Genomic DNA, 21073 nt, shown 5'->3' with positions numbered 1-21073 from the left:
TTTTGCCGTAATGTCTTCCAAAATACTTGGGAAAAGGAACAAATAGACGTATTCTTGCTAGTTCTCAAAGTTCGAAATTCAATAACGGATAAATATCCATATTGATAAAACGATTTACCTAACCAATTATATAGTCAACTATTTTCAGGCAGTTTGTAATAGATGTCCTCATCGTCAATGACTTCATCAGGCTTCAGATTCTTATTCCCTTTTTTGCTACTGGGCATAGTGAGTTCGGGCATGGACAGCATTATTCAGATGACTCAGGCAAACTGGGGCATTGCCGCAAACTTGCCGTATATACTATTAGGTTGTGCGCTACTCCTTTGTTATTCATTTAAGCAAGGCAGAGAGTCCATGGTGTGCTTGGCAATGTTGCTAGCCTATTTCGTGATACAGCACCGCCTACAAGTCCCGCTTCAAAGTGGTACCGCTTTACTTGAGCTAACCATTTTAGCCACGTTACTTCCTGTCTCGTTTCTTACGGTATTTTTGTTTAGTAAAGAAGGTTTTGACTCCAGAGCCATGTTGACTTACATCTTGATGTTAGCAATGTTCGTTCTTTGGTCTTATCTAACGCTAGCATATTACGTTGAAGGAGGGTTTGAACAATGGACAAGCGGTATTTTATTTATTGTACCGACGGTCTCTAAACTGCCTTTAATTCTTGTTTTATATTGCGTGGGTATTGTCTGTTTTCTTGGAATTCTTGTTTTAAAGAAGAATGAAATTATCCATGCGATGACCTACTCTGCCATGGTATTGGCGTCTGCGACGTTCATTTTCTTTGATGTGCAGTACATATCAAGCACCATGTTTACGCTAACAGGGCTGCTTATCATTATTTATGCCGCTTCCGCTAGCCATCAACTGGCTTTCACCGATAGCCTAACGCTGATTCCGAGCAGACGTGCACTTGATCTCGATCTAAAACACATGGGTAAGAAGTTCACGATCGCAATGCTTGATGTTGACCATTTTAAAAAGTTTAACGACACCTACGGTCACGATACTGGTGATGACGTTCTAAAAATGGTCGCTTCGCGCCTCACTAAAACCCCAGGCGGCGCAAAAGTTTATCGATTTGGCGGAGAAGAATTTACCATCGTTTTCAAAGGCAAATACGCTGACGAATGTAAGAACTTTTTGGAAGAAGCTCGTAAATCGATTGCAGAATACGAGATGATATTACGCGATGAAGAATCTCGCCCTGAGAACCATAAACAAGGACAAAAACGTCGTGGTAGCAACAGTTCGAAAAGAAAGTCGGTTTTTGTTACCGCAAGTTTCGGAGTTGCTGATAGCCGGAATGGGCAAGCTCCTCTGGACGTCATTAAATTAGCGGACGAAGCACTTTACAAAGCGAAAAAGGCCGGACGTAACTGCATAAAGCTTCGTTAGACCCTCACCAATAGTGAAAGTTAACAAGCTTGTCCGGGTTTAAAACAAAACCGAACTTCCCCATCAGCATAACAACTGCACTCATCGTTGCCACTATCCCGATGTTATCTATCTAATCAAAGGTATAAGGTATACGCCCGATTGCGACATCCGTTCGTACTGTTTGCTTATCTTACTTGAGTTAACTTTAAAAGAATTACCAAAACGTGACAACGCAACAAAAAAGTGGTATTCATAAGACTTTGTTTTAAAAAGAATTAACTACAGTATGTGTGTTTCTTCCCAAAGATTTTGATGTATATAGTGCTTTATCAACGGTTGCATACAAGTCTGATTGCACTTCTTTCCCTGTTGGTTGAAAAACAAAAACACCCTGTGACACTGTCACTCTATTTGACACACTAGAATACTCATGTGGGTAATCGAGAAAATACATAGCCTCTTGTATACGCTCGGCTTCTCTTTCTGCTGTTTGAGTGTCGGTACACCCTAGCAACACAACAAACTCTTCTCCACCATATCGACCTACATATTCCCCAGAGCGACAAAACGTCGCCTTTAGTTGATTCGCAATCGCTTGCAAGCAACGGTCGCCTTCAATATGACCGTAATTATCATTAAACGGTTTAAAAAAATCGACGTCCAATAGAATCAAAGCCATTGGCATATTGTGACGGCCATGCCATGCAACCATCGATTCCAACTTATGGTCGATATAACGGCGGTTATAGAGTTTGGTTAGGCCATCTTCATTCGCTTGTTGAGTCAAAAGTTGATTAACTTGCTCTAATTGAGCTGTCGCTTGCTTAAGCTCTCGTCTCATATGAGCAATACGCTGCATTGCGATAAGTTTAGAGTTCAGTACCAGTTTATCTACCGGCTTAATTAAATAGTCATCACCGCCCGCGTCTATGGCTTTAGCAATCATTTCTGGCTCTTCGTGACTACTCAAGAAAATAATTGGGATCCAATCCGGAAACGTTTCTCTTATATGAAGAGAGACTTCAAAACCGTTCATATCTGGCATTGATATATCGAGTAACACCAGTTCCGGATCAAAACTCTCGTAGGTATTTAACGCCTCTAGTCCACTACCTACGGCTTTTACAATATGTCCAAGTTGCTTTAGACGAATAGCCAACTGCATCCTGTCTAGCTGAACATCGTCAACCAGAAGGATTCGCATCGATGTCCCTGTCGGTTGCATAACGCGTTCCATTTTTAATTATGTCTTTATTAAACATATACCATACTCATAGAGTTGTTGCATTCGACTCATAATTAAGTGCTATATTTTTGTTTGAATATCACGGAATCCATTGCATAAAGCAGTTAGACTGGACGTTACCCTATCTAATCATAGCCTGTGAGCAGAAGTTCAACAAACTCATTCACTTTGGTCATCTTGCGGACTAATGGGTATAGCTATTTGATGCATTTGGTATTAATATTCCCGCCTTTTTGTAATGAGAGACACACCATGTCAGAAGCAACTAACAGCGAAAGCAAAAAAATCGATCTAGCCAGCATTTCTCCAGAGCTACGTAAAGTTATCGAATTTGACGAAGTTCCAGAGCAAATGTTCGAAATGGTTACCTCTATCCATGAAGTGTCTGAAGAAGCGGTACGTGAATCATGGGACGAAATGCCAGCAAGTGCACAGAACATTCTAGACAACTTTGAACAGTTTCATGCTCTAGTTTCTGTAGGCCAAGCATTCGCTGGTATTAATGTGATGGAAGAGTTTCCGACTCTTAATCTGCCAGAAAACATGACAGATGAAGATAAAGAAGAATACCGTGCTCAACTACTTGATAATGTGCTTCACAACTGTGTGAAAGACATGGTTAAGCAACTTAAGAAAGCACGTCGTGACCCACTTCTTAAGCGTGAATTCAAAGAAGTATTCGCGAAGTAATTCCGACATTCTTCTAGTAACAAAGGCCGCACTTTGCGGCCTTTTTTGATCATGAAGCGTAAATCAGTCTAAACGGTTAATGAGGCGCTAGTGCCATATCTTTTTGTGTCACACTGACACCTTTAATTTGTGCAAAAACACGGCTACCAATTTTTAGGTTGAGATCGTCAAGGGCCCACGGTGTGATCGTTGCCCACAAATAACATTTCTCGTCTAGCTTGAGTGATACATTAATACTCTGTTTGTCATCGGCTGCGTTAAACACTTCGATGGAATCGACAATAGCAGGCAGAATATTTCGAATCGACGTCGCCTTGGGCTGCTCGAGCGTGATAGAAACGTCGTTGGCACGCACTTGCAAGCGTATTGGCGTGTCTGGTGTTCCGTCAATCTTTTGCACCCACAGGAATACATTAGGTGCAAGGCTGATACAAGTCAGTGCATAACGTTCATGATGTTCAGCAATCCGGCCTTCAAATAAGCTGCTTTGATCTGAGAAAGATTGCCATGGACGCATAGCATGAGAAGCCCACACTTCTTCAAGCTTACCTGAACTCGAAATTTTACCTTGGTCAATAATTGCAAGGTGCTGAGCAAGCCTTAAAATTTCCTGGAGACTGTGTGTGACATAGATAATAGGGATATTTACCTTCTCCGACAACTCCTCAAGAAAAGGCATTACCTCACGCTTTCTTGGCATATCGAGTGAGGCAAGTGGCTCATCCATCAAAAGCAAATTGGGTTTAGATAGCAATGCGCGCGCAATCGCAACACGTTGCTTTTCACCACCAGAAAGTGATACCGGAAAGCGCTTTAGTAACGGTTTGATAGACAAGAGTTCGGTGACTGCATCAAAATACTCGTCATCTTTTTCTTTAACGCCATATAACAAATTGCCTTGAACCGAATAGTGAGGAAACAGACGTGAATCCTGAAACACATAACCAATACCACGCTTGTGCGTTGGTAGGTTGATTCCCTGTTCACTGTCAAACAAAACATGCTCACCAACCGCAACATACCCTTGCCTTGGAGTGACCAATCCGCTGATGATGTTAATCAACGTCGTTTTACCTGCACCAGATCGTCCAAACAAGGCACTAATTCCATTACAGGGTAACTTAAGTTTGATGTCGAAGTCAGTCTCACCAAGCATTTGTTTAAATTGGACTTTAATCGTCATTGCTTCGCACCCAATCTGCTTGCCGCTTTACGATTTAGCCATTCAGAGATCATTAATGTAGACAAGGCTAACGCGATAGAAATGATACACAGACGAGCCGCCTGCATTTCTGCACCTGGCGTTTCAATAAAGTTGTACATTGCCAGCGGAATCGTTTGGGTCTCACCCGGAATGTTAGAGACGAAACTGATCGTCGCCCCGAATTCGCCAAGACTACGAGCAAATGACAGCATCGTGCCCGTAATAATTCCGGGAATGGTCAGTGGTAACGTGATGGTGAGAAACACTTTTAAAGGAGAAGCGCCTAACGTAGAGGCTGCGTGCTCCAATTTAGGGTCGACGCTATCTAAGCTTAAGCGTACTGAACGAACCATCAAAGGCAAAGCCACGACAATACAAGCGACTACTGCCCCTTTCCAATTAAAGCTAAATACTACCCCTAAGTTTTCATAGAGCCACTTTCCAAGGACCCCTTGTCGTCCTAAAGAAATCAACAATAAATAGCCGATTACCACTGGCGGCAATACCAGTGGTAAATGAATTAAGCTATCGAGAATCGATTTACCAAAGAACGTTTTTCGAGAAAGTAGCCAAGCAAGAAAAACGCCGAGAGGAATCAGCCAAAGTACTGCGTACGCGCCTACTTTGAGGCTTAACATTAAGGCTTGGTATTCCAGTTCTGTCACGCTTCGTTCCTATAATTGAAGGCCGGTTTATTGCTGAAAGCCATATTGAGCAAAAACGCGTGCGGCTTCGTCCGATTTTAGGTATTGGAAGAACTGCTCCGACTCAGTAGAATCATTCACAATTGCAGCCGGGTACACAATAGCCGCATGCGTATCACTCGCAAATTCGCCGACAATTTTGACTTTATCAGTTAACTGAGCATCGGTTTTGTAGACCACACCTAAAGGCGCTTCTCCACGTTCAACCAACGCCAAAGCTAAGCGCACATTCTTTGCTGGTGCGACGTGAGTTTGAACCGCTTTCCATACACCCAGTGTAGTCAATGACTCTTTCGCGTACATACCAGCAGGTACTGACGTCGGATTGCCTAAAGCAAGACGATTTCCATGCAATGCCTTCTCCCATGCCTTTGCATCAGAAAAGTTAAATGAGGTTAATTCTGAAGACTGGGGAGCAATCAACACTAAGCTATTGCGCACTAGATTTGTGACATTGTCACGAAAAATGACGTCTTTATCGACCAAATAATCCATCCATTTCGTGTTCGCAGAAATGAATACATCCGCTGGTGCGCCATTGATAATTTGTCGAGCGATAGAAGAAGAACCACCATAAACGGGAGTGATAGAAACGTCATACTTTTCTTCAAAGTTTTGCGCGATCTCGTTAATCGCATTCGTCATAGAAGAGGCTGCATACACTTTTAGGTTCGTTGCTGCGTTTGCTGAAAATGAAATGCTTAATACTGCCGCAAGGCAAGCATGCTGTTTCCATGCTTTCATAGAGATACTCCAATACAAGGCAAGCGAAAGAACAGGTTATTTGAATATAAAGTTCAATCAGTTAATGTGCTATTTAAACAAAAAATCAAGGCGCATATGTTGTTCTATCGCATCTGCGATGCGATTCATGCCTTGTTCCTTTAACTCTTCAAAGTCTTGTTGTTTGATTTGGGTGCCGTTTACCCATTCTGATACCAGGCTTAAGACATCTGCCTCGTCAAAGAACCCGTGAAGGTAGGTTCCCATGATTTGGCCACACTCGCTGATCGCCCCCTCCGCTTCACCGGAACTGAATGTAAGAGGTTGCAGGCCCCGTACTTCACTTCGCCCTACGTGGATTTCATAACCCTTTACATTGGCTGTTTTGCCGTTAAGAGAAAGCTGTGCTTGTGTGTTTGTAAGCTGTTTGCTGTTAGTTAGCGTCGTAGTGATATCAAGCAACCCAAGTCCTTCGCTTTGACCTGGTTGGCCTTCGACGCCGTTTGGATCATCAATCAAGTTTCCAAGCATCTGGTAGCCTCCACAGATACCAATCACTTTTCCACCAAGACGAATATGACGCAAGATATCGTTATCCCACCCTTGGCTTCTTAGATACTCCAGATCGTCTCTCACTGATTTGGTCCCAGGCAAAATAACCAGGTCGGCTTTATCTATTTTTTCGCCTTTACCTACATAACGTAGATTGATGTCTGGATTCAATCGCAGCACATCAAAATCAGTATGATTACTAATCCGGGTTAAAACAGGCACAACAACATTCAGTTTTACCTCAGAGTGCAACTCTTGCTGCGCAGTGATCGCGTCTTCTGCTTCTAAAGTCAAACCATGGAGAAAAGGAAGTACACCAAGTACAGGTTTACCTGTTTTTTCTTCTAGCCAATCGAGGCCCGATTGCAATAAACGAATATCACCTCGAAAACGGTTGATAACAAATCCTTTTACTCGCGCTTGTTCAGATTCAGAAAGTAGCGCAAGTGTTCCGTACAAATGTGCAAACACTCCACCACGATCAATATCAGCAACAATGATCACTGGTACATCAGCGGCCTCAGCAAAACCCATGTTTGCAATATCGCCTTCTCGTAAATTGATTTCAGCAGGACTCCCCGCGCCCTCGATAATGATCGAATCAAATTCTTGAGTCAGACGAGAGAAGGAATCTAACACCGTGTCCATCGCCACTTTCTTGTAATCATGAAAACCAGCCGCATCCATATTGGAAATCGCCTTACCCTGCAAAATGATCTGAGCACCTGTATCACTGTTAGGTTTAATCAAAACCGGATTCATATGTACGGTTGGCTCAATATTACACGCCTGTGCCTGAACGGCCTGTGCTCGACCTATTTCACCGCCATCTTTGGTTACCGCACTATTTAGTGCCATGTTTTGTGGCTTAAATGGGGCAACATTTATCCCTTTTCTTGCTAATACACGGCATAAACCTGCCACAAGGACACTTTTTCCGGCATCCGAAGTGGTGCCTTGAACCATTAAAGATGGGATCGCTGATTTCATGAACATTCGTAAGGAATAGAGGAAGATGAACAATCATAACGTCATCGTCCCCACTTACTCAAGCAAATGAATAGAATATGAATGTTGAAATCATCATTGGTTCAAACAAGCCCTGTTTTAATGACCCCATCAAAACAAACCGATGAGGATGTAACATGAAAAAGAATACAATTATCGCAACAATCGCCGCCTTAGCTATTGCTCCTTCTATCGCGTTCGCGAAAGATAACGCTCAAAACCAATCAAACTTGCAGTTTAACGGTCCTGTCACTGTGGAAAAATTGGATGCCTTGCTAAACGACTCCAATATGTTTACTGAAAAAGATGTGGTCGTTGAAGGTAACTTATTGCGTCAAGTTCGCGCGGATAAGTTTGTCTTTAGCGATGGTTCCGGTGAAGTGATGGTCGAACTCGATGACGATATTCAGCTAAATACTCCGATTGATCACACGACTAAAGTCCGTCTGTTTGGCGAATTTGAAGGCGGGAACAAACCAGAGATTGAAGTCGAACAACTCGTAGTCATGTAAAACAAACCCCGATTGCTGTGCATATCAACATGATGTAGTGACGATTACAGCTAAATAGTGACGGCAAGCACTTAAAATGATAGCTTTATCAATCTTGGTCTGCTTTTTGCAGACCATTTTTTTGTTCATTTTAATCATCTTGCCCGGAGACACCATGCTAGGTAAAGCTCTAAAGGTTGCAGCCTTTGGTTTGTGTGCTATTTTGCCACTTTCCGCACATGCAAATAATTTCAACTACAACACGATGGAATTTCGCATGGGCACTAGCCCTGGTACATTTGGTGGCGAGTTCAATACCTACTTTACAGAGAATACCCATTTCATTGCTCGCGCAGACAGTGAGTTTAGCGGAGACTGGGACATTGCTGGTGGTATAGGCTTTAATGGGCCAGCAGGCCAATTTGCAGATATTTATGGCCAAATGTTGGTACACAACATTAAAGAGAACGGCAGTGATAAAGTGGGTGACGAGTGGCGCACGGAAGTGAATATTGGCACTCGTATTTGGTTTATGCAAAATGTTGAGCTACATGGCCGTATCGGCCAAATCATAGATAATGACGATTCGAACACCATTTACAATCTGGGCGCACGATTCCACTCAACTCAACAACTATCGCTTGGTGCAGATTTCAAAAATAATGGTGTCTATGGCCAGCAAATTGTAATGTCTGCTCGTTTTGCATTTTAGTGGATATGACTACCAGGCATCACAAGCAAGCATATGATTCAATAAAAATAGCCTCCGATTTTGGAGGCCATTTTTTGCTAATCAAGAATTATTAGCTTGTAGCAGAAACTAGCTTTAATACATCAGTTTTTAGCGGTTTTTTTAGGTTTATCTTGCACATATTTTTTCGATACATCCACAACGGCAATATCTCTAAAAAAGCTTCGACCAAGCAAAATTGGAAACGTCATATGTCCGCGATCCGCTAACGTAAACTCTGTCTTTTCTTTGTGATCCCCAACGGTAATGTAGGCTTTTACCACCGCTCGTTTATCCACCTCTTCTGACGAAGACTGCTTAACTTTAGCCCAGCGCTCAACGGGTACTTTAAATTCTTTGGTGTCTTTGTCACCTAAATCTATCTTAAATTTAACCCAGTCTTTACCATCACGCTCAAACGGAACAATGTCAGTCGCACTAATTGATGATGTTGTCGCACCTGTATCGACTCTAGCCTTGAAAGTCTGGTCAATTTCAGGAACATAAACCCATTCTTCAGAACCAAGAATTAACATGCCATCGGGTGTTTTTGTGACCTTGACTGGCTTCTTAGGCTTTGGTTCCGGCTTTTTCTCAGGTTTCGCTTCTGGTTTGGGCTCCACCTCTGGCTTTGGATCTACATCAGGTTTCACTTCTGGCTCGACTTTAACGGGCGCTTCGACCTTTGGCGACTCTGGCTCAACAGGTTCCTGCGTCGTTTGAGTTGACGTACAAGCAATTAAACTGCCGCTCATCATAAGCGGCAGAATCAGTTTCCAGTTTTTCATCCACACTCCAATTAAGCTTGAGATACTTTCTTAATTGCGTCCGCTACGTATGGAATATGAGTTTCGGTAAGTCCGGCAATGTTAATTCGACCATCGCCAACACCATAAATGCCATAATCTTCACGCAGTTGCGCCATTTGGTTTCCACTAAAGCCTAGCACAGTAAACATGCCTTTGTGACCCTCAATGAAATCAAATTGATCTGTATTATGGTTGTTTCTCAACTCGTTACACAAACTTTGACGAAGGCTAACCAAACGATGTTGCATTTCAGTCAATTCTTGCTTCCAAACGGAAGTGAGATTGTCATCTTGCAGAATGGTCTTGACTAAAGCTGCACCATGGTCGGGTGGCATCGTGTAAGTCGAGCGAGCTAGAGTGAGGAGTTTACCTTTTGCATTGGTTACATCATGCATGTTCTTACCAACCACAATCGCAGCACCAGTTCGTTCACGGTACAGACCAAAGTTCTTCGAACATGAAGTAGTAATCAACATCTCTTCAACGTTATCTGCCATAAAACGAAGACCTTTTGCGTCTTCTTCTAGGCCATCACCGAAGCCTTGGTAAGCAATGTCCACAAATGGGATGAAACCGTTCTTCTGCGACAATTCTGTAATGGCTTGCCAAGCAGAGAAGTCAATATCTGCACCAGTTGGGTTGTGGCAACAACCATGAAGAAGTACCACATCTGAAGGCCCAGCTTTCGCAAGATCATCCATCATTTTTGCGGTGTCTACTTGTTTCGTTTCCGAAGAGAAATAGTGGTAGAACTTAACTTTAAGGCCTGCTGCTTCCATCACTGGCTTGTGGTTTACGTAGCTTGGGTTGGAAATCCAAACCGTCGTATCTGGCTGTGCGATCTTCATTAGATCACCGAGCATACGCAGCGCACCACTTGCACCTGGCGTTTGAATAGCTGCAACACGATCCATTGCAGACGTTCCCGTCAGCAGCAAATCGATCATGCTTTTATTAAATTCTTCGCAACCCGCAAGACCAACATAAGACTTGGTTTTTTGAGTTTCAACAACGACATCCTGCGCCATTTGAATGGCTTTCATAATCGGCGTTTCGCCTGCGCTGTTTTTGTATACGCCAATGCCAAGGTCAACCTTGTTTGGACGTTCATCGTTACGGTATGCAACGGATAGAGATAAAATAGGATCTAATACGGGAGTTGGGAGATTAGAAAACATGAAAGTCATAACCCTTTGAAATTCAAGTACCGAACCTCACGTTAACACCATCGCAAAAAATGACGAAATGATTTTTCACTTATTTCATCAATTAGAGAACAAAATTCTGGATTGCGGTGAGTTTTGTGCGCTCTATCGTTCAGAAAAAGAACGATTCACTCCTCGTCGTACCAATCCACTCTACCGTTTTTTCTAAACTCTCTTGGTGTCATGGTCGACCACGCTTTAAAACGTGTACTAAAGTTAGCGCTGGTCGGATATCCGACTATTTCTCCAATATGCTGAATTGGCCATTCTGTTGAACGAAGTAACCTAGCAGCATATTCCATGCGCATACGCGTTAAATGTGCCATTGGGCTTCGACCAAACTGCTTTTGAGTCAGTCGATGCAAATGAGGCTCCGAACATGGATATAGAGCCGCCACCTGCTCAACGCTCCAATCCTTATGGAGCTGACGTTGGACAAGGTCAAATACACGCCGAAGCCTCAATTGGCTGCGTGATATCGACTCTGAGGGCGGCATGTTTAACATCAGCTCTAACTGAGCCACACTATGCTCACCTACCGCACCACCATAATCGATTGGAAGGTGAATGCTGCGTAGTAGTGTTTGGATACATGCATACATCACTTCAGGTGTAGATGAAAGCTGATAGCGAACATCACATTCTAATATCGGCCACTCTCTATCAGGAGCAAGAAAAAGCCACGCGATCTGCCAAGGTTCTTCTTCTATACCAAAACCGTTTTCAACACCTGCGGGTACTGTAATCAACGAGCCCGGTTCCAAATCGTATCGATAAGTCCCACTCTCTAGCCACCCTTTACCACGCACCGTATAGAGCAGCATGTGTTTCTTTTGGTTTTTACGATAAACAGAGAAGAAGTCACGACAAGTGGCAATGCCGCACTGCACAATGCCTCTCTCCTCAAGTGCTAATACTCGACTGTGATCAATAAACTCTTGATAAGTTTTTTCTGAAATCGCGTAGCGTTCTTGTTTATCTTCCATGATTTATTGGCTCACATGTGCGTTAGTAGAGAGTTTTACAAAGGTTTTGGATTCCTTTGAAAAATACACTGCCAAATCATGAGGATAAACTACTCGCATTAATCTTTAAGGAGAAATGCGATGCTCTTAACACGCGAATACATCGATAAAGCATTTTGGCAAAAGCTGATTACGATTGGCCTACCTGTTTCACTTCAGTCCATGCTTTTTGCTTTGCTCGGCGTCGTGGATATTTTCATGGTAAGCCTACTCGGAGAATCTGCAACGGCAGCAGTTGGAGTTGGAAATCGTATCTTTTTCTTCAACCTAGCGGTTGTCTTTGGCCTGTGCGGTGCAGTTACCGTACTTGCTTCTCAATACTACGGCTCAGGAAACCTAGCCGGAATTCGCAGAACGTTGGCGCAATCTTGGTTTATTTCCATTTTGGTGACGCTGCCGTTTATCGTTCTTTATGCGATTTTTGATGAAGAGATCGTCTCTTTTATGTCAGACGATCCTGAATACGTCACTTATGCACGTGATTATCTTGTGGTTACGGGCTTTAGCCTCATTGCTACGGCGATAGTAGTACCGATTGAAGCGGTATTGCGCTCCGTGGGCCAAACCAAACTGGCAACCAACGTTAGTATCTCCGCCATTGTCGTTAACGTCGCGCTTAATTATGTTTTGATTTTTGGTTTATTTGGTTTCCCTCAATGGGGCGTGTTTGGTGCAGCCGTAGGTAGTTTTGTTTCTCGATTTTTCCAAACCGCCGTCTTGATTTATTTTTTCTACAAACGATATGCTTACCTAATTCCGACTAAGTTCGATTGGGTACAAGGCCGCTTAAAACAGTATCGAAAAAAGTACTTTAAGGTTTCTTTACCCATGTTGGTCCACGATGCGCTTTGGACTGGTGGATTGATCGTTTACAGCATCATCTATGGTCAATTGGGCGTTTCAGAACTGGCGATCATCTCATTCTTATCACCGATTGAAGGGGTACTGATTTCAACCTTTATGGGATTTGCGGTCGCTGCATCCGTTCTTCTTGGGAATGATATTGGTGCAACACATTATGACCGAGTCGAGAAAACGGCGTGGTGGTATGTGTTAACCAGCGCAATCTTAGCCACCTTGCTGTTTTTCCTAGTGTGGTTGAGCTCGCCCATGATTCATCACCTATTGGTACTGAGCCCGCTAACCGATGCAGATATGGCACTTAACGTATGTTTAGTCATGGCGTTAGGTATGATTTTGAGGGTGTTTAACATGGTTGGGATTGGCGGCGTACTAAAGAGTGGCGCTGATATTCGCTATAGCATTTTCATCGACACGTTCGGTCAGTGGGCTATTGGCATCCCCCTTACTTATTACACAGGCATGGTGTTAGGGCTGCCTTTGCATTTTGTCTTGATGTCTCTGCTCGCGGAAGAGTTAGTGAAAGGCGTGCTGACGACTTACCGTATTCAATCTAAACGTTGGATAAATAATATGGTTGAAGATGACCAATCGGTGACAGCGTAACCAAAAAGACATTAACGAACTCACACCAAAAGGGCTCACCCGTTATGTACGCGTGAGCCCTTTTTATGTGCGGAGAATGCTTGATTAGATGTCCGTAAAGCGATGAATGATTTGGTTTGAACTGCCACGCCATTCGAGATTGAGGTCTTTCTTATCTTGTTCAAACTTACCATCAATCAAAACATCAATGTATTGCACCACTTCCCTTTGCGCGTCATTCAGTTCCGTCAGCGTGTAGCCTGTCCAAACCCAAATGTCTTTACCTGGGCACTCCTCTCTCACCCTTTTCACTATCTTCAAAATATGAGGCACATTAGCAGGGTGAAGCGGATCTCCACCCGACAACGACAAGCCACGGCGTTTGATACGCGTGTCGTTTAAGTCAGCGATGATTTTGTCTTCCGCTTCTTGCGTGAAAAGTACACCAGAATCCAAACGTTGCGTCGACTGGTTATAACAGCCACGGCACTGATGCACACAACCCGACACAAACAGCGTGCAGCGCGTACCCGGTCCGTTAACAACGTCAATTGGATAGTATTGGTGGTAATTCATAATGCGTCTCTGTGTTATCGCGAAAGAGAAAATCAACCTGTTTAAAGTTGATTTTCAAAGTGTTAAAACGAGTGGTAGTAAACCTTACAGGTGTTTAACTCGGCGCTTCACTTCTTCTTGCTTACCGAAGTTAAACGGGCGTGCATCTGGGCTGCCTAGATAGCCACAAACTCGACGTGTTACTGATACTTTAGTTGAGTCATGGTTACCACAGCTTGGGCAAGTGAAGCCTTTACTTGTACAGTCAAACTCGCCGTTGTAGCCACACTCGTAGCACTCATCAATTGGCGTGTTTGTACCGTAGTAAGGCACTCGGGTGTAACTGTAGTCCCATACGTTTTCTAGTGCTTCAACGTTGCGTTGCATGTTCGGGAACTCGCCGTAACAGATAAAGCCGCCACTTGAGATTTCTGGGTAAGGCATCTCAAAGTCGATCTTGTCGTACGGGTTCACCTTCTTCTCAACATCTAGGTGGAAGCTGTTGGTGTAGTAACCTTTGTCTGTTACGCCTTCAATTACACCGAACTCTTTCGCATCGATTCGGCAGAAACGGCTACATAGGTTTTCACTTGGCGTTGCATATAAGCTGAAGCCATAACCTGTTTCGTCAGCCCATTGATTCACAGCATCTTTTAGATGCTTGATGATCGCGACCGCTTTTTCACGCAAAACAGCGTCATCATAAACGTGCGCTTCTGTACCGAATAGCGCGTTAATTGTCTCGTGTACACCGATGTAACCAAGAGAAATAGACGCACGACCGTTCTTGAAGATATCTGCGATTGAGTCGTCAGCTTTCAGGCGAACACCACACGCACCTTCCATGTAAAGGATTGGTGCAACGCGTGCTTTCACGTTTTCTAGACGCGTGATACGTGTTTCTAGCGCTTTACGAGCAAGACGTAGGCGATCGTTTAGAAGCTCGTAGAACTTCTCTTCGCTGCCGTTTGCACGGATTGCGATGCGAGGAAGGTTCAAGCTCACTACGCCTAGGTTGTTACGACCTTCGTGAATCAACTCGCCGTTTTCTTCGTAAGTACCAAGGAAACTACGACAGCCCATAGGTGTTTTGAATGAACCCGTTACTTCTACTACTTTGTCGTAGTTAAGAATGTCTGGGTACATACGCTTAGACGCACACTCAAGCGCAAGTTGCTTGATGTCGTAGTTTGGATCTTCTGATTTGTGGTTCAAACCATCTTTGATGCCGAATACAAGTTTAGGGAATACCGCTGTTTTACGGTTCTTGCCTAGACCTGCAATACGATTCTTCAGAATCGATTTCTGGATAAGGCGTGATGCCCAGCTTGTACCAAGACCAAAACCGAACGTAACGAATGGGGTTTGACCGTTCGCTGTGTGCAGCGTGTTTACTTCGTACTCTAGAGATTGGAATGCGTCGTAACACTCTTTCTCAGTGCGCGCTTTTGCGAACTCTTCTGGCTCAGCAATGTTCCACTCTTTTGCAATCTCTAGGTGTTTCTCGTAGCTTGTGATTACGTACGGTTCTAGAACCTCATCAATACGGTTGATGGTTGTACCGCCGTAAATGTGGCTCGCGACTTGAGCAATGATTTGCGCTGTTACCGCTGTTGCAGTCGAAATTGATTTTGGCGTATCAATCTCAGCGTTACCCATTTTAAAACCATGCGTCAGCATGCCTTTAAGATCGATAAGCATACAGTTAAACATTGGGAAGAACGGTGCGTAGTCTAAATCGTGGTAGTGAATGTCACCCACTTCGTGCGCTTGAACCACATCGCGAGGAAGAATGTGCGTCTTCGCGTAGTGTTTCGCTACGATACCAGCCAACAAGTCACGTTGAGTCGGAATTACTTTGCCGTCTTTGTTCGCGTTCTCGTTGATTAGATCCAGATTACTTTCTTCAATCAAACCTTCGATTTCGCGAGTTAGTGCACTTTGCTTCTCACGAGCGATGTCGCGATCGTGGCGATATTCAATGTAAGAACGCGCTAGGGCTTTGTAAGGACCTTGCATGAGTTCATTTTCGACTAAGTATTGAATCTCATGGATGTGAACTTCATCGTGTTCTCTTAACTGTAACTCGACAGCAAGAGCCACATTAAGAGCATAAATAGCGACATCTTTATCTTTGTTTTCCGCTGCTGCTTCAACTGCTGCTTGGATACGATCCCTGTTGAACGGAGCTCTTGATCCGTCGCGTTTGATTACGATTGGTTTCACCTTGTTCTCCTTACCCGAGCATACTCACAGAGTTATCCACAAACACACTATATGGGGTTATTTTTTATTCTAGCAACACAATATATTGTGGCGTATTTAACGAGAAGCACCACTCGAAAACATTGATTTTGATCAATAAAGATTGGCTAGCGAGCAAGAAGAAATCGATCTTATTGGCGTTGATCTCAGTTGCGAAGAAAACCATGAAAATTGCAAAATTGGTACTAAATCTACTTGCTATTTTTGGAGGTCTTGTAGGATAAAGGATGGAAAGGAATACGCTAAAAGATAGGAGTGCAACAGGCCAAAATGCGATCACTTTTTGTTACGTTAATATTACTTTTTAGTTCTCTTTCATTTGCTCAAAACTCCATCAATCTAACCAGTTGGAACATAGAATGGTTATCTATAGATGGTGGAAAAGTGTCGAGAACACCACAAGATTTTGAAAAACTGACCCACTATGTGGATAAAACACAAGCCGACATTCTTGCTTTTCAAGAAGTCGAAAGCGTCGCTGCAATGCAAAAAGCTGTTGGCAATGACTTCACTATCTATCTTTCCGATCGTTCAAACGCCTCCAACCGACACCTTCAGTTTAACGACACCAACCAATACACAGGCTTTGCCGTGCGCAATGGCGTAAGCGTATTAGACACGCCAGACTTCTCTATCACACGAGGCAACAGCAAGCTGCGCTTCGCGAGCTACCTTGTTTTAAATCCAAACCAAGAAAACGAGACTCACCTACTCTCTGTACATCTGAAAGCGGGTTGCAGTGGCGCGTATCGTAATAACCGCGATTGTAAGATAGTGAAACAACAAGGACAGGCACTAGCTAAGTGGATAAAGGCGCGCGAGGACAACAAACAACATTATGTCGTGCTTGGCGACTTTAACCACAACTTGGGTTATCAAGGAGATTGGTTGTGGGACGTGATATCGGACAATACTAGTGCAAAGCTAGTGACTAAAGACACTAAAGCGGAATGTAAAGTGCGTTCTAATCGTAATCCGAATAAAACCCACCAATTCCGCTCGGTGATAGACCACATTATTGTGAGTGGTGATTTAAAGGCGTCGTCTGGTGTTCAAACCGTTTTCAAAACACAAGATGTACTCGACTATAAACTGAGTGACCATTGCCCGGTTTCTACGACACTCACTTTTTAGCGTTTAAGTACTATTTTTAACGTTGAAGTACTTTCTTTATTGACGAACCACTCTTTTAGCGGTGAATGACCCAGCCAACATTGCCACTATAAAGAGCAGAACTTGTGTGTTGCCAGTGAAAAGGCTGGCAACCGCAGGACCAGGACACACACCCAGTAACCCCCAACCAATACCAAACAGTACAGCACCACCGACTAACTTTTTGTCTATCGCTTTAGAAGTTGGGCATACAATCTCATCACCAAACACAGATTCGCTTCTTGGCTTTATTAATAAAAGATAAGCTGGAACGAACACCGCAAGTGCTCCGCCCATTACAAAGGCTAAGCTTGGATCCCATGCTCCAGTAATATCGAGAAAGCCAATCACTTTTGCCGGTTCAGCCATACCAGAGACCACCATACCAATACCAAAGAGCACACCAGAAAATGCAACAACGGACATTTGCTTAATACTTTTCATTACATGAGTTTTCATAACGGCACTATTCCTCACGATACTAGCAAGACGGTTAACATGGCTGTGGCCATAAAAGTACACGTCGCGACCACAGAACGGATTGAGAAACGCCCTATCCCACAAATGCCATGACCACTAGTACAACCATTGCCGATACGCGTACCGACACCGACTAACAAGCCAGCAACGATAACTAAAACAACAGAACCGCTGTACTGTTCTGGTACATGCCCGCCAAGAACATAAACAGCAAACACGCCACCTAATACCATCGCAATTAAAAAAACAATGCGCCATACGCGATCTGCGTTCTCAACGGCACCGTTTAAGATCCCACTGATCCCAGCAGTCTTGCCAGTAAATAGCATCAGTGTTATCGCTGATACGCCAACTATTATGCCGCCCAACAGCGACATCCAAGGAACTTCAAACATAGCAACCGCCAAACTAATTACTTACAGAAAACTTGCTTAAACGCTTCAACCAGCGGACCAACTCTTTCATCAGAAATTGAATAAAATACCTGCTGAGAAACCTTCCTAGCTTTAATGATGTCGTGCTTTCTCAATACGGTGAGATGTTGTGAAAAAGCTGATTGGCTTAATGATGAACCTTCAAACAGTTCACCGACCCCTTTCTCGCCTTCAATCAGCTTACACATCACGATTAGGCGCTCTGGATGAGCCATAATTTTAAGCAGCTCACTCGCTTCGGTCGCACTTTGTAGCATACTGTCGCCCATTCTTATGCCTCTTCATTACTACATTACATTTTATTAGATATTACTAATTAATATTATTAAGTCAATGCTAATGTAGATTAAATAACATTAGACTCAGCTAATTTATTTAAGTAAGGTGTAGGCGTTTTCGATCATTCAGCAGGAGAAATCCATGAGCAAAATCGTGATTATTGGTGGGGTTGCTGGCGGTGCATCTGCAGCAGCTCGCGCTCGTCGTCTTAGTGAAGACGCAGAAATCATTATGTTTGAACGCGGTCCATTTGTGTCATTTGCAAACTGTGGCTTACCCTATCACATTGGTGGCGATATCCAAGAGCGCAGCAAACTGCTTCTTCAAACGCCTGAGAGCTTTCTAGCGCGTTTCAATGTTGATGTCCGTGTGATGAACGAAGTGGTTTCTATTAACCGTCAAGACAAAACGGTTACGGTTAACAATTTGCTTGATGGCTCGGAATACCAAGAGAGCTACGACTTTCTTCTACTCAGCCCTGGCGCAGGTCCAGTTGTGCCGCCTATTCCGGGTATTGATAACCCGTTAACGCACTCGCTGCGCAATATTCCAGATATGGATCGCATCATTAAAACGATCGAAACCAACAAAGTTGAACACGCTACGGTCGTTGGTGGTGGTTTTATCGGTTTGGAAATGATGGAAGCCTTCCACCAGCTAGGCATAAAAACCACATTAGTTGAAATGGCGGATCAAGTGATGACGCCCGTTGACCGTGAAATGGCTGGCTTCGCACATGCTGAAATTCGTGAGAAAGGCATCGACCTTAAACTTGGCGTCGCACTTGAGTCGGTGAAATTCGTACCTAACGAGCACGTGGCAAGTTTCGACTCTGGTGAGAGCGAAAAACACCAACATCTAGAAGGTGAATTGGAATTAACACTAAACAATGGTGAAAGACTCACCACCGATATTTTGATTATGGCAATTGGTGTTCGCCCCGAGACCAAATTAGCAAAAGAAGCTGGCTTAGAAATCGGCGCTCTTGGTGGTATTTATATCAATGAATACATGCAAACCAGCGATCCTTCGATCTACGCTGTCGGCGACGCGGTAGAAGAGAAAGACTTTGTGACTGGCGAGCAAACTCTAGTGCCACTTGCGGGCCCGGCAAACCGTCAAGGCCGAATGGCAGCAGACAACATGCTTGGCCGCCAAGAAACTTACCAAGGTACGCAAGGCACGGCGATCTGTAAGATCTTTGATTTAGCCGTCGCTTCTACTGGTAAAAACGAGAAACAGCTGAAACGTGAAAACATCGCTTATGAAAAAGTGTATGTGCATACAGCAAGTCACGCGAGTTACTACCCAGGTGCAGAAACCGTGTCATTCAAAATGCTGTTTGATCCAGTAACAGGTAAAATATTAGGTGCGCAAGCAGTAGGTAAAGACGGTGTTGATAAACGTATCGACGTAATGGCAGTTGCTCAGCGTGCTGGTATGACGGTAGAACAACTGCAACACCTTGAGCTAACTTACGCGCCACCTTATGGCTCTGCTAAAGATGTAATTAACCAAGCGGCGTTTGTGGCAAATAACATCATCAAAGGCGATGCGACCGCGATTCATTATGATGAAATGGATTCACTGACAGAAGACCAACTGTTACTTGATGTTCGTAATCCTGGTGAATTGGAGTCCGTTGGTTATCTTGAAGGTGCAATTAATATTCCTGTCGATCAACTACGTCGTCGCATGCACGAACTTCCTAAAGACAAAGAGATCGTGATTTACTGTCAAGTTGGGTTACGCGGTAACGTAGCATACCGTCAGTTGGTCAACAATGGTTACAAAGCCCGCAACTTGATTGGTGGATACAGAACTCTCAAATTTGCTCGCTTATAACTTGATAATAAAAAAGAGAAAACCACGTGCTTGGTTTTCTCTTTTTTTGCAGGAAAGAAAGCGTAGATCATTCACCTTCAATTGCCAAACGGACTGCTGCTTGAGCATGGATAGAAGTTGTATCAAGTAGTGTAACCTCGGTGTGACTTTGGTTTACAAGTAAGGCAATTTCAGTGCACCCGAGAATCACAGCTTCAGCTCCGTGCTCTTTTAGTTTTTCAATAATTTGCAAGTATATCGTCCTTGACTCCTCTTTGATTTCACCTTGGCATAACTCTTTATAAATAATGTTATGTACTTTAGAGCGGTCGTCTTGATCGGGAATGACGACATCAAGCCCATAACGGTCGGAAAGCCTTCCTTTATAAAAGTCTTGCTCCATTGTGAATTGAGTACCAAGGAGTCCGACCTTTTGAACCCCTTTCTCACGAAGTAACTCAGCAGTCGCGTCTGCGATATGTAGTATGGGGATATTAATACTGGCTTCAATTTGAGGCGCAACTTTGTGCATTGTGTTAGTACAAATAAGAATGAAGTCAGCGCCCCCTTTTTCTATTGAAGATGCAGCATCAGATAGAATGCTTGCCGTTTCTTCCCATTTACCTTGATGTTGAAGTTTCTCTATCTCCGAAAAATTCACGCTATACATACAAATTTTTGCGGAATTTAGGCCGCCTAACGCCTCTTTGACTCCTTCGTTGATCAATTTGTAATAACTAAGCGTCGACTCCCAGCTCATACCACCTAGAAGGCCGATAGTTTTCATATAACTCTCCAATCGTTATACACCACCGTGTCAGGGGGGTTACAAACAAAATTAACCACTTAAATAAGAAGCATTCAAGCT

At 43.6% G+C, this 21073-nt stretch carries 21 protein-coding genes; 7 read left to right on the top strand and 14 right to left on the bottom strand.

Features of this window, described 5'->3' with window-relative positions; all coding sequences use genetic code 11:
- Nucleotides 1–162 precede the first annotated feature (162 nt).
- Nucleotides 163–1401: a sensor domain-containing diguanylate cyclase gene (locus R8N47_RS13105; protein ID WP_064354791.1), complete on the top strand. Its 1239-nt coding sequence runs from the start codon at nt 163–165 to the stop codon at nt 1399–1401.
- 247 nt (nt 1402–1648) lie between these two features.
- Here R8N47_RS13105 and R8N47_RS13100 read toward each other — a convergent pair whose 3' ends face one another.
- Entirely contained in the window at nt 1649–2608 is a 960-nt protein-coding gene (locus R8N47_RS13100; RefSeq protein WP_017634619.1) for a diguanylate cyclase, read from the bottom strand.
- A gap of 273 nt (nt 2609–2881) precedes the next feature.
- On the opposite strand from R8N47_RS13100, the gene R8N47_RS13095 reads away from it, so the two are divergent.
- Nucleotides 2882–3319 carry a DUF3069 domain-containing protein gene (locus R8N47_RS13095; protein WP_005376232.1) on the top strand — a complete coding sequence of 146 codons (438 nt, stop codon included), beginning with the start codon at nt 2882–2884 and terminating at the stop codon, nt 3317–3319.
- Nucleotides 3320–3395: 76 nt separating this feature from the next.
- Here R8N47_RS13095 and modC read toward each other — a convergent pair whose 3' ends face one another.
- The 4 genes from modC to R8N47_RS13075 form a co-directional block, all read right to left on the bottom strand.
- Nucleotides 3396–4502 (bottom strand): molybdenum ABC transporter ATP-binding protein ModC, encoded by a 1107-nt coding sequence (modC, locus tag R8N47_RS13090; RefSeq protein ID WP_005376229.1) that lies wholly within the window; start codon nt 4500–4502, stop codon nt 3396–3398.
- Nucleotides 4499–5188 carry a molybdate ABC transporter permease subunit gene (modB, locus tag R8N47_RS13085; RefSeq protein WP_054575444.1) on the bottom strand — a complete coding sequence of 230 codons (690 nt, stop codon included), beginning with the start codon at nt 5186–5188 and terminating at the stop codon, nt 4499–4501. Before modB ends, modC begins: the two co-directional genes overlap by 4 nt.
- A 27-nt stretch (nt 5189–5215) precedes the next feature.
- Nucleotides 5216–5971 (bottom strand): molybdate ABC transporter substrate-binding protein, encoded by a 756-nt coding sequence (gene modA / locus R8N47_RS13080; RefSeq protein WP_017634622.1) that lies wholly within the window; start codon nt 5969–5971, stop codon nt 5216–5218.
- Between the two features lie 69 nt (nt 5972–6040).
- The gene (locus R8N47_RS13075; RefSeq protein ID WP_064354792.1) at nt 6041–7492 is read right to left on the bottom strand and encodes a cobyric acid synthase; all 1452 of its coding nucleotides are present in this window, start codon (nt 7490–7492) and stop codon (nt 6041–6043) included.
- A gap of 155 nt (nt 7493–7647) precedes the next feature.
- Between R8N47_RS13075 and R8N47_RS13070 the strand changes: the two genes are divergently transcribed.
- Both R8N47_RS13070 and R8N47_RS13065 read left to right on the top strand, forming a co-directional pair.
- Entirely contained in the window at nt 7648–8022 is a 375-nt protein-coding gene (locus R8N47_RS13070) for a YgiW/YdeI family stress tolerance OB fold protein (protein WP_005376220.1), read from the top strand.
- A 154-nt stretch (nt 8023–8176) separates the two neighbouring features.
- Entirely contained in the window at nt 8177–8713 is a 537-nt protein-coding gene (locus R8N47_RS13065) for a hypothetical protein (RefSeq protein WP_017634623.1), read from the top strand.
- A gap of 122 nt (nt 8714–8835) precedes the next feature.
- Here the strand turns inward: R8N47_RS13065 and R8N47_RS13060 are convergent, their stop codons facing one another.
- The 3 genes from R8N47_RS13060 to R8N47_RS13050 form a co-directional block, all read right to left on the bottom strand.
- A complete protein-coding gene (locus R8N47_RS13060) occupies nt 8836–9519 on the bottom strand; it encodes an ATP-dependent zinc protease (protein ID WP_064354793.1) in 684 nt (227 codons plus the stop codon).
- Nucleotides 9520–9530: 11 nt separating this feature from the next.
- Nucleotides 9531–10718: an aromatic amino acid transaminase gene (locus R8N47_RS13055; protein WP_064354794.1), complete on the bottom strand. Its 1188-nt coding sequence runs from the start codon at nt 10716–10718 to the stop codon at nt 9531–9533.
- Nucleotides 10719–10873: 155 nt separating this feature from the next.
- Nucleotides 10874–11731, bottom strand: a complete 858-nt coding sequence (locus R8N47_RS13050; protein ID WP_005388028.1) for an AraC family transcriptional regulator — start codon at nt 11729–11731, stop codon at nt 10874–10876.
- Nucleotides 11732–11851: 120 nt separating this feature from the next.
- On the opposite strand from R8N47_RS13050, the gene R8N47_RS13045 reads away from it, so the two are divergent.
- The gene (locus R8N47_RS13045; RefSeq protein WP_054575442.1) at nt 11852–13237 is read left to right on the top strand and encodes an MATE family efflux transporter; all 1386 of its coding nucleotides are present in this window, start codon (nt 11852–11854) and stop codon (nt 13235–13237) included.
- Nucleotides 13238–13321: 84 nt separating this feature from the next.
- Here R8N47_RS13045 and nrdG read toward each other — a convergent pair whose 3' ends face one another.
- Together nrdG and nrdD are read right to left on the bottom strand one after the other, a co-directional pair.
- Complete coding sequence (nrdG, locus tag R8N47_RS13040; RefSeq protein WP_005376213.1) at nt 13322–13792, bottom strand: anaerobic ribonucleoside-triphosphate reductase-activating protein; 471 nt, start codon at nt 13790–13792, stop codon at nt 13322–13324.
- Between the two features lie 84 nt (nt 13793–13876).
- A complete protein-coding gene (gene nrdD, locus R8N47_RS13035; RefSeq protein WP_064354795.1) occupies nt 13877–15997 on the bottom strand; it encodes an anaerobic ribonucleoside-triphosphate reductase in 2121 nt (706 codons plus the stop codon).
- A gap of 309 nt (nt 15998–16306) precedes the next feature.
- Between nrdD and R8N47_RS13030 the strand changes: the two genes are divergently transcribed.
- Entirely contained in the window at nt 16307–17170 is an 864-nt protein-coding gene (locus R8N47_RS13030) for an endonuclease/exonuclease/phosphatase family protein (protein WP_005388025.1), read from the top strand.
- A gap of 36 nt (nt 17171–17206) precedes the next feature.
- Here the strand turns inward: R8N47_RS13030 and R8N47_RS13025 are convergent, their stop codons facing one another.
- Genes R8N47_RS13025 through R8N47_RS13015 form a run of 3 tightly spaced genes read right to left on the bottom strand, consistent with a single transcriptional unit; the run spans nt 17207 to nt 18371 of the window.
- Nucleotides 17207–17647, bottom strand: coding sequence for a YeeE/YedE family protein (locus R8N47_RS13025; protein ID WP_031781165.1), 441 nt, complete (start codon nt 17645–17647; stop codon nt 17207–17209).
- A 14-nt stretch (nt 17648–17661) separates the two neighbouring features.
- Entirely contained in the window at nt 17662–18075 is a 414-nt protein-coding gene (locus R8N47_RS13020; RefSeq protein ID WP_372058356.1) for a YeeE/YedE family protein, read from the bottom strand.
- A gap of 5 nt (nt 18076–18080) precedes the next feature.
- Nucleotides 18081–18371: an ArsR/SmtB family transcription factor gene (locus R8N47_RS13015; protein WP_005376206.1), complete on the bottom strand. Its 291-nt coding sequence runs from the start codon at nt 18369–18371 to the stop codon at nt 18081–18083.
- A 151-nt stretch (nt 18372–18522) separates the two neighbouring features.
- Between R8N47_RS13015 and R8N47_RS13010 the strand changes: the two genes are divergently transcribed.
- Nucleotides 18523–20226 carry an FAD-dependent oxidoreductase gene (locus R8N47_RS13010; RefSeq protein WP_137282615.1) on the top strand — a complete coding sequence of 568 codons (1704 nt, stop codon included), beginning with the start codon at nt 18523–18525 and terminating at the stop codon, nt 20224–20226.
- Between the two features lie 67 nt (nt 20227–20293).
- On the opposite strand, the gene R8N47_RS13005 is transcribed toward R8N47_RS13010, so the two are convergent.
- Entirely contained in the window at nt 20294–20992 is a 699-nt protein-coding gene (locus R8N47_RS13005; RefSeq protein ID WP_017820174.1) for an aspartate/glutamate racemase family protein, read from the bottom strand.
- Between the last annotated feature and the right edge of the window lie 81 nt (nt 20993–21073).

The organism is Vibrio sp. 2132-1 (genome assembly GCF_033344315.1).
This window is presented reverse-complemented; position numbering and strand designations above follow the sequence as displayed.

Excerpts from the sequence above, each read along its gene's own strand:
- R8N47_RS13105 (WP_064354791.1), top strand. The coding sequence starts at position 163 with ATGTCCTCATCGTCAATGACTTCATCAGGCTTCAGATTCTTATTCCCT.
- R8N47_RS13100 (WP_017634619.1), bottom strand. The coding sequence starts at position 2,608 with ATGCAACCGACAGGGACATCGATGCGAATCCTTCTGGTTGACGATGTT.
- R8N47_RS13095 (WP_005376232.1), top strand. The coding sequence starts at position 2,882 with ATGTCAGAAGCAACTAACAGCGAAAGCAAAAAAATCGATCTAGCCAGC.
- modC (WP_005376229.1), bottom strand. The coding sequence starts at position 4,502 with ATGACGATTAAAGTCCAATTTAAACAAATGCTTGGTGAGACTGACTTC.
- modA (WP_017634622.1), bottom strand. The coding sequence starts at position 5,971 with ATGAAAGCATGGAAACAGCATGCTTGCCTTGCGGCAGTATTAAGCATT.
- R8N47_RS13075 (WP_064354792.1), bottom strand. The coding sequence starts at position 7,492 with ATGAAATCAGCGATCCCATCTTTAATGGTTCAAGGCACCACTTCGGAT.
- R8N47_RS13070 (WP_005376220.1), top strand. The coding sequence starts at position 7,648 with ATGAAAAAGAATACAATTATCGCAACAATCGCCGCCTTAGCTATTGCT.
- R8N47_RS13065 (WP_017634623.1), top strand. The coding sequence starts at position 8,177 with ATGCTAGGTAAAGCTCTAAAGGTTGCAGCCTTTGGTTTGTGTGCTATT.
- R8N47_RS13060 (WP_064354793.1), bottom strand. The coding sequence starts at position 9,519 with ATGAAAAACTGGAAACTGATTCTGCCGCTTATGATGAGCGGCAGTTTA.
- R8N47_RS13055 (WP_064354794.1), bottom strand. The coding sequence starts at position 10,718 with ATGTTTTCTAATCTCCCAACTCCCGTATTAGATCCTATTTTATCTCTA.
- R8N47_RS13050 (WP_005388028.1), bottom strand. The coding sequence starts at position 11,731 with ATGGAAGATAAACAAGAACGCTACGCGATTTCAGAAAAAACTTATCAA.
- R8N47_RS13045 (WP_054575442.1), top strand. The coding sequence starts at position 11,852 with ATGCTCTTAACACGCGAATACATCGATAAAGCATTTTGGCAAAAGCTG.
- nrdG (WP_005376213.1), bottom strand. The coding sequence starts at position 13,792 with ATGAATTACCACCAATACTATCCAATTGACGTTGTTAACGGACCGGGT.
- R8N47_RS13030 (WP_005388025.1), top strand. The coding sequence starts at position 16,307 with ATGCGATCACTTTTTGTTACGTTAATATTACTTTTTAGTTCTCTTTCA.
- R8N47_RS13025 (WP_031781165.1), bottom strand. The coding sequence starts at position 17,647 with ATGAAAACTCATGTAATGAAAAGTATTAAGCAAATGTCCGTTGTTGCA.
- R8N47_RS13015 (WP_005376206.1), bottom strand. The coding sequence starts at position 18,371 with ATGGGCGACAGTATGCTACAAAGTGCGACCGAAGCGAGTGAGCTGCTT.
- R8N47_RS13010 (WP_137282615.1), top strand. The coding sequence starts at position 18,523 with ATGAGCAAAATCGTGATTATTGGTGGGGTTGCTGGCGGTGCATCTGCA.
- R8N47_RS13005 (WP_017820174.1), bottom strand. The coding sequence starts at position 20,992 with ATGAAAACTATCGGCCTTCTAGGTGGTATGAGCTGGGAGTCGACGCTT.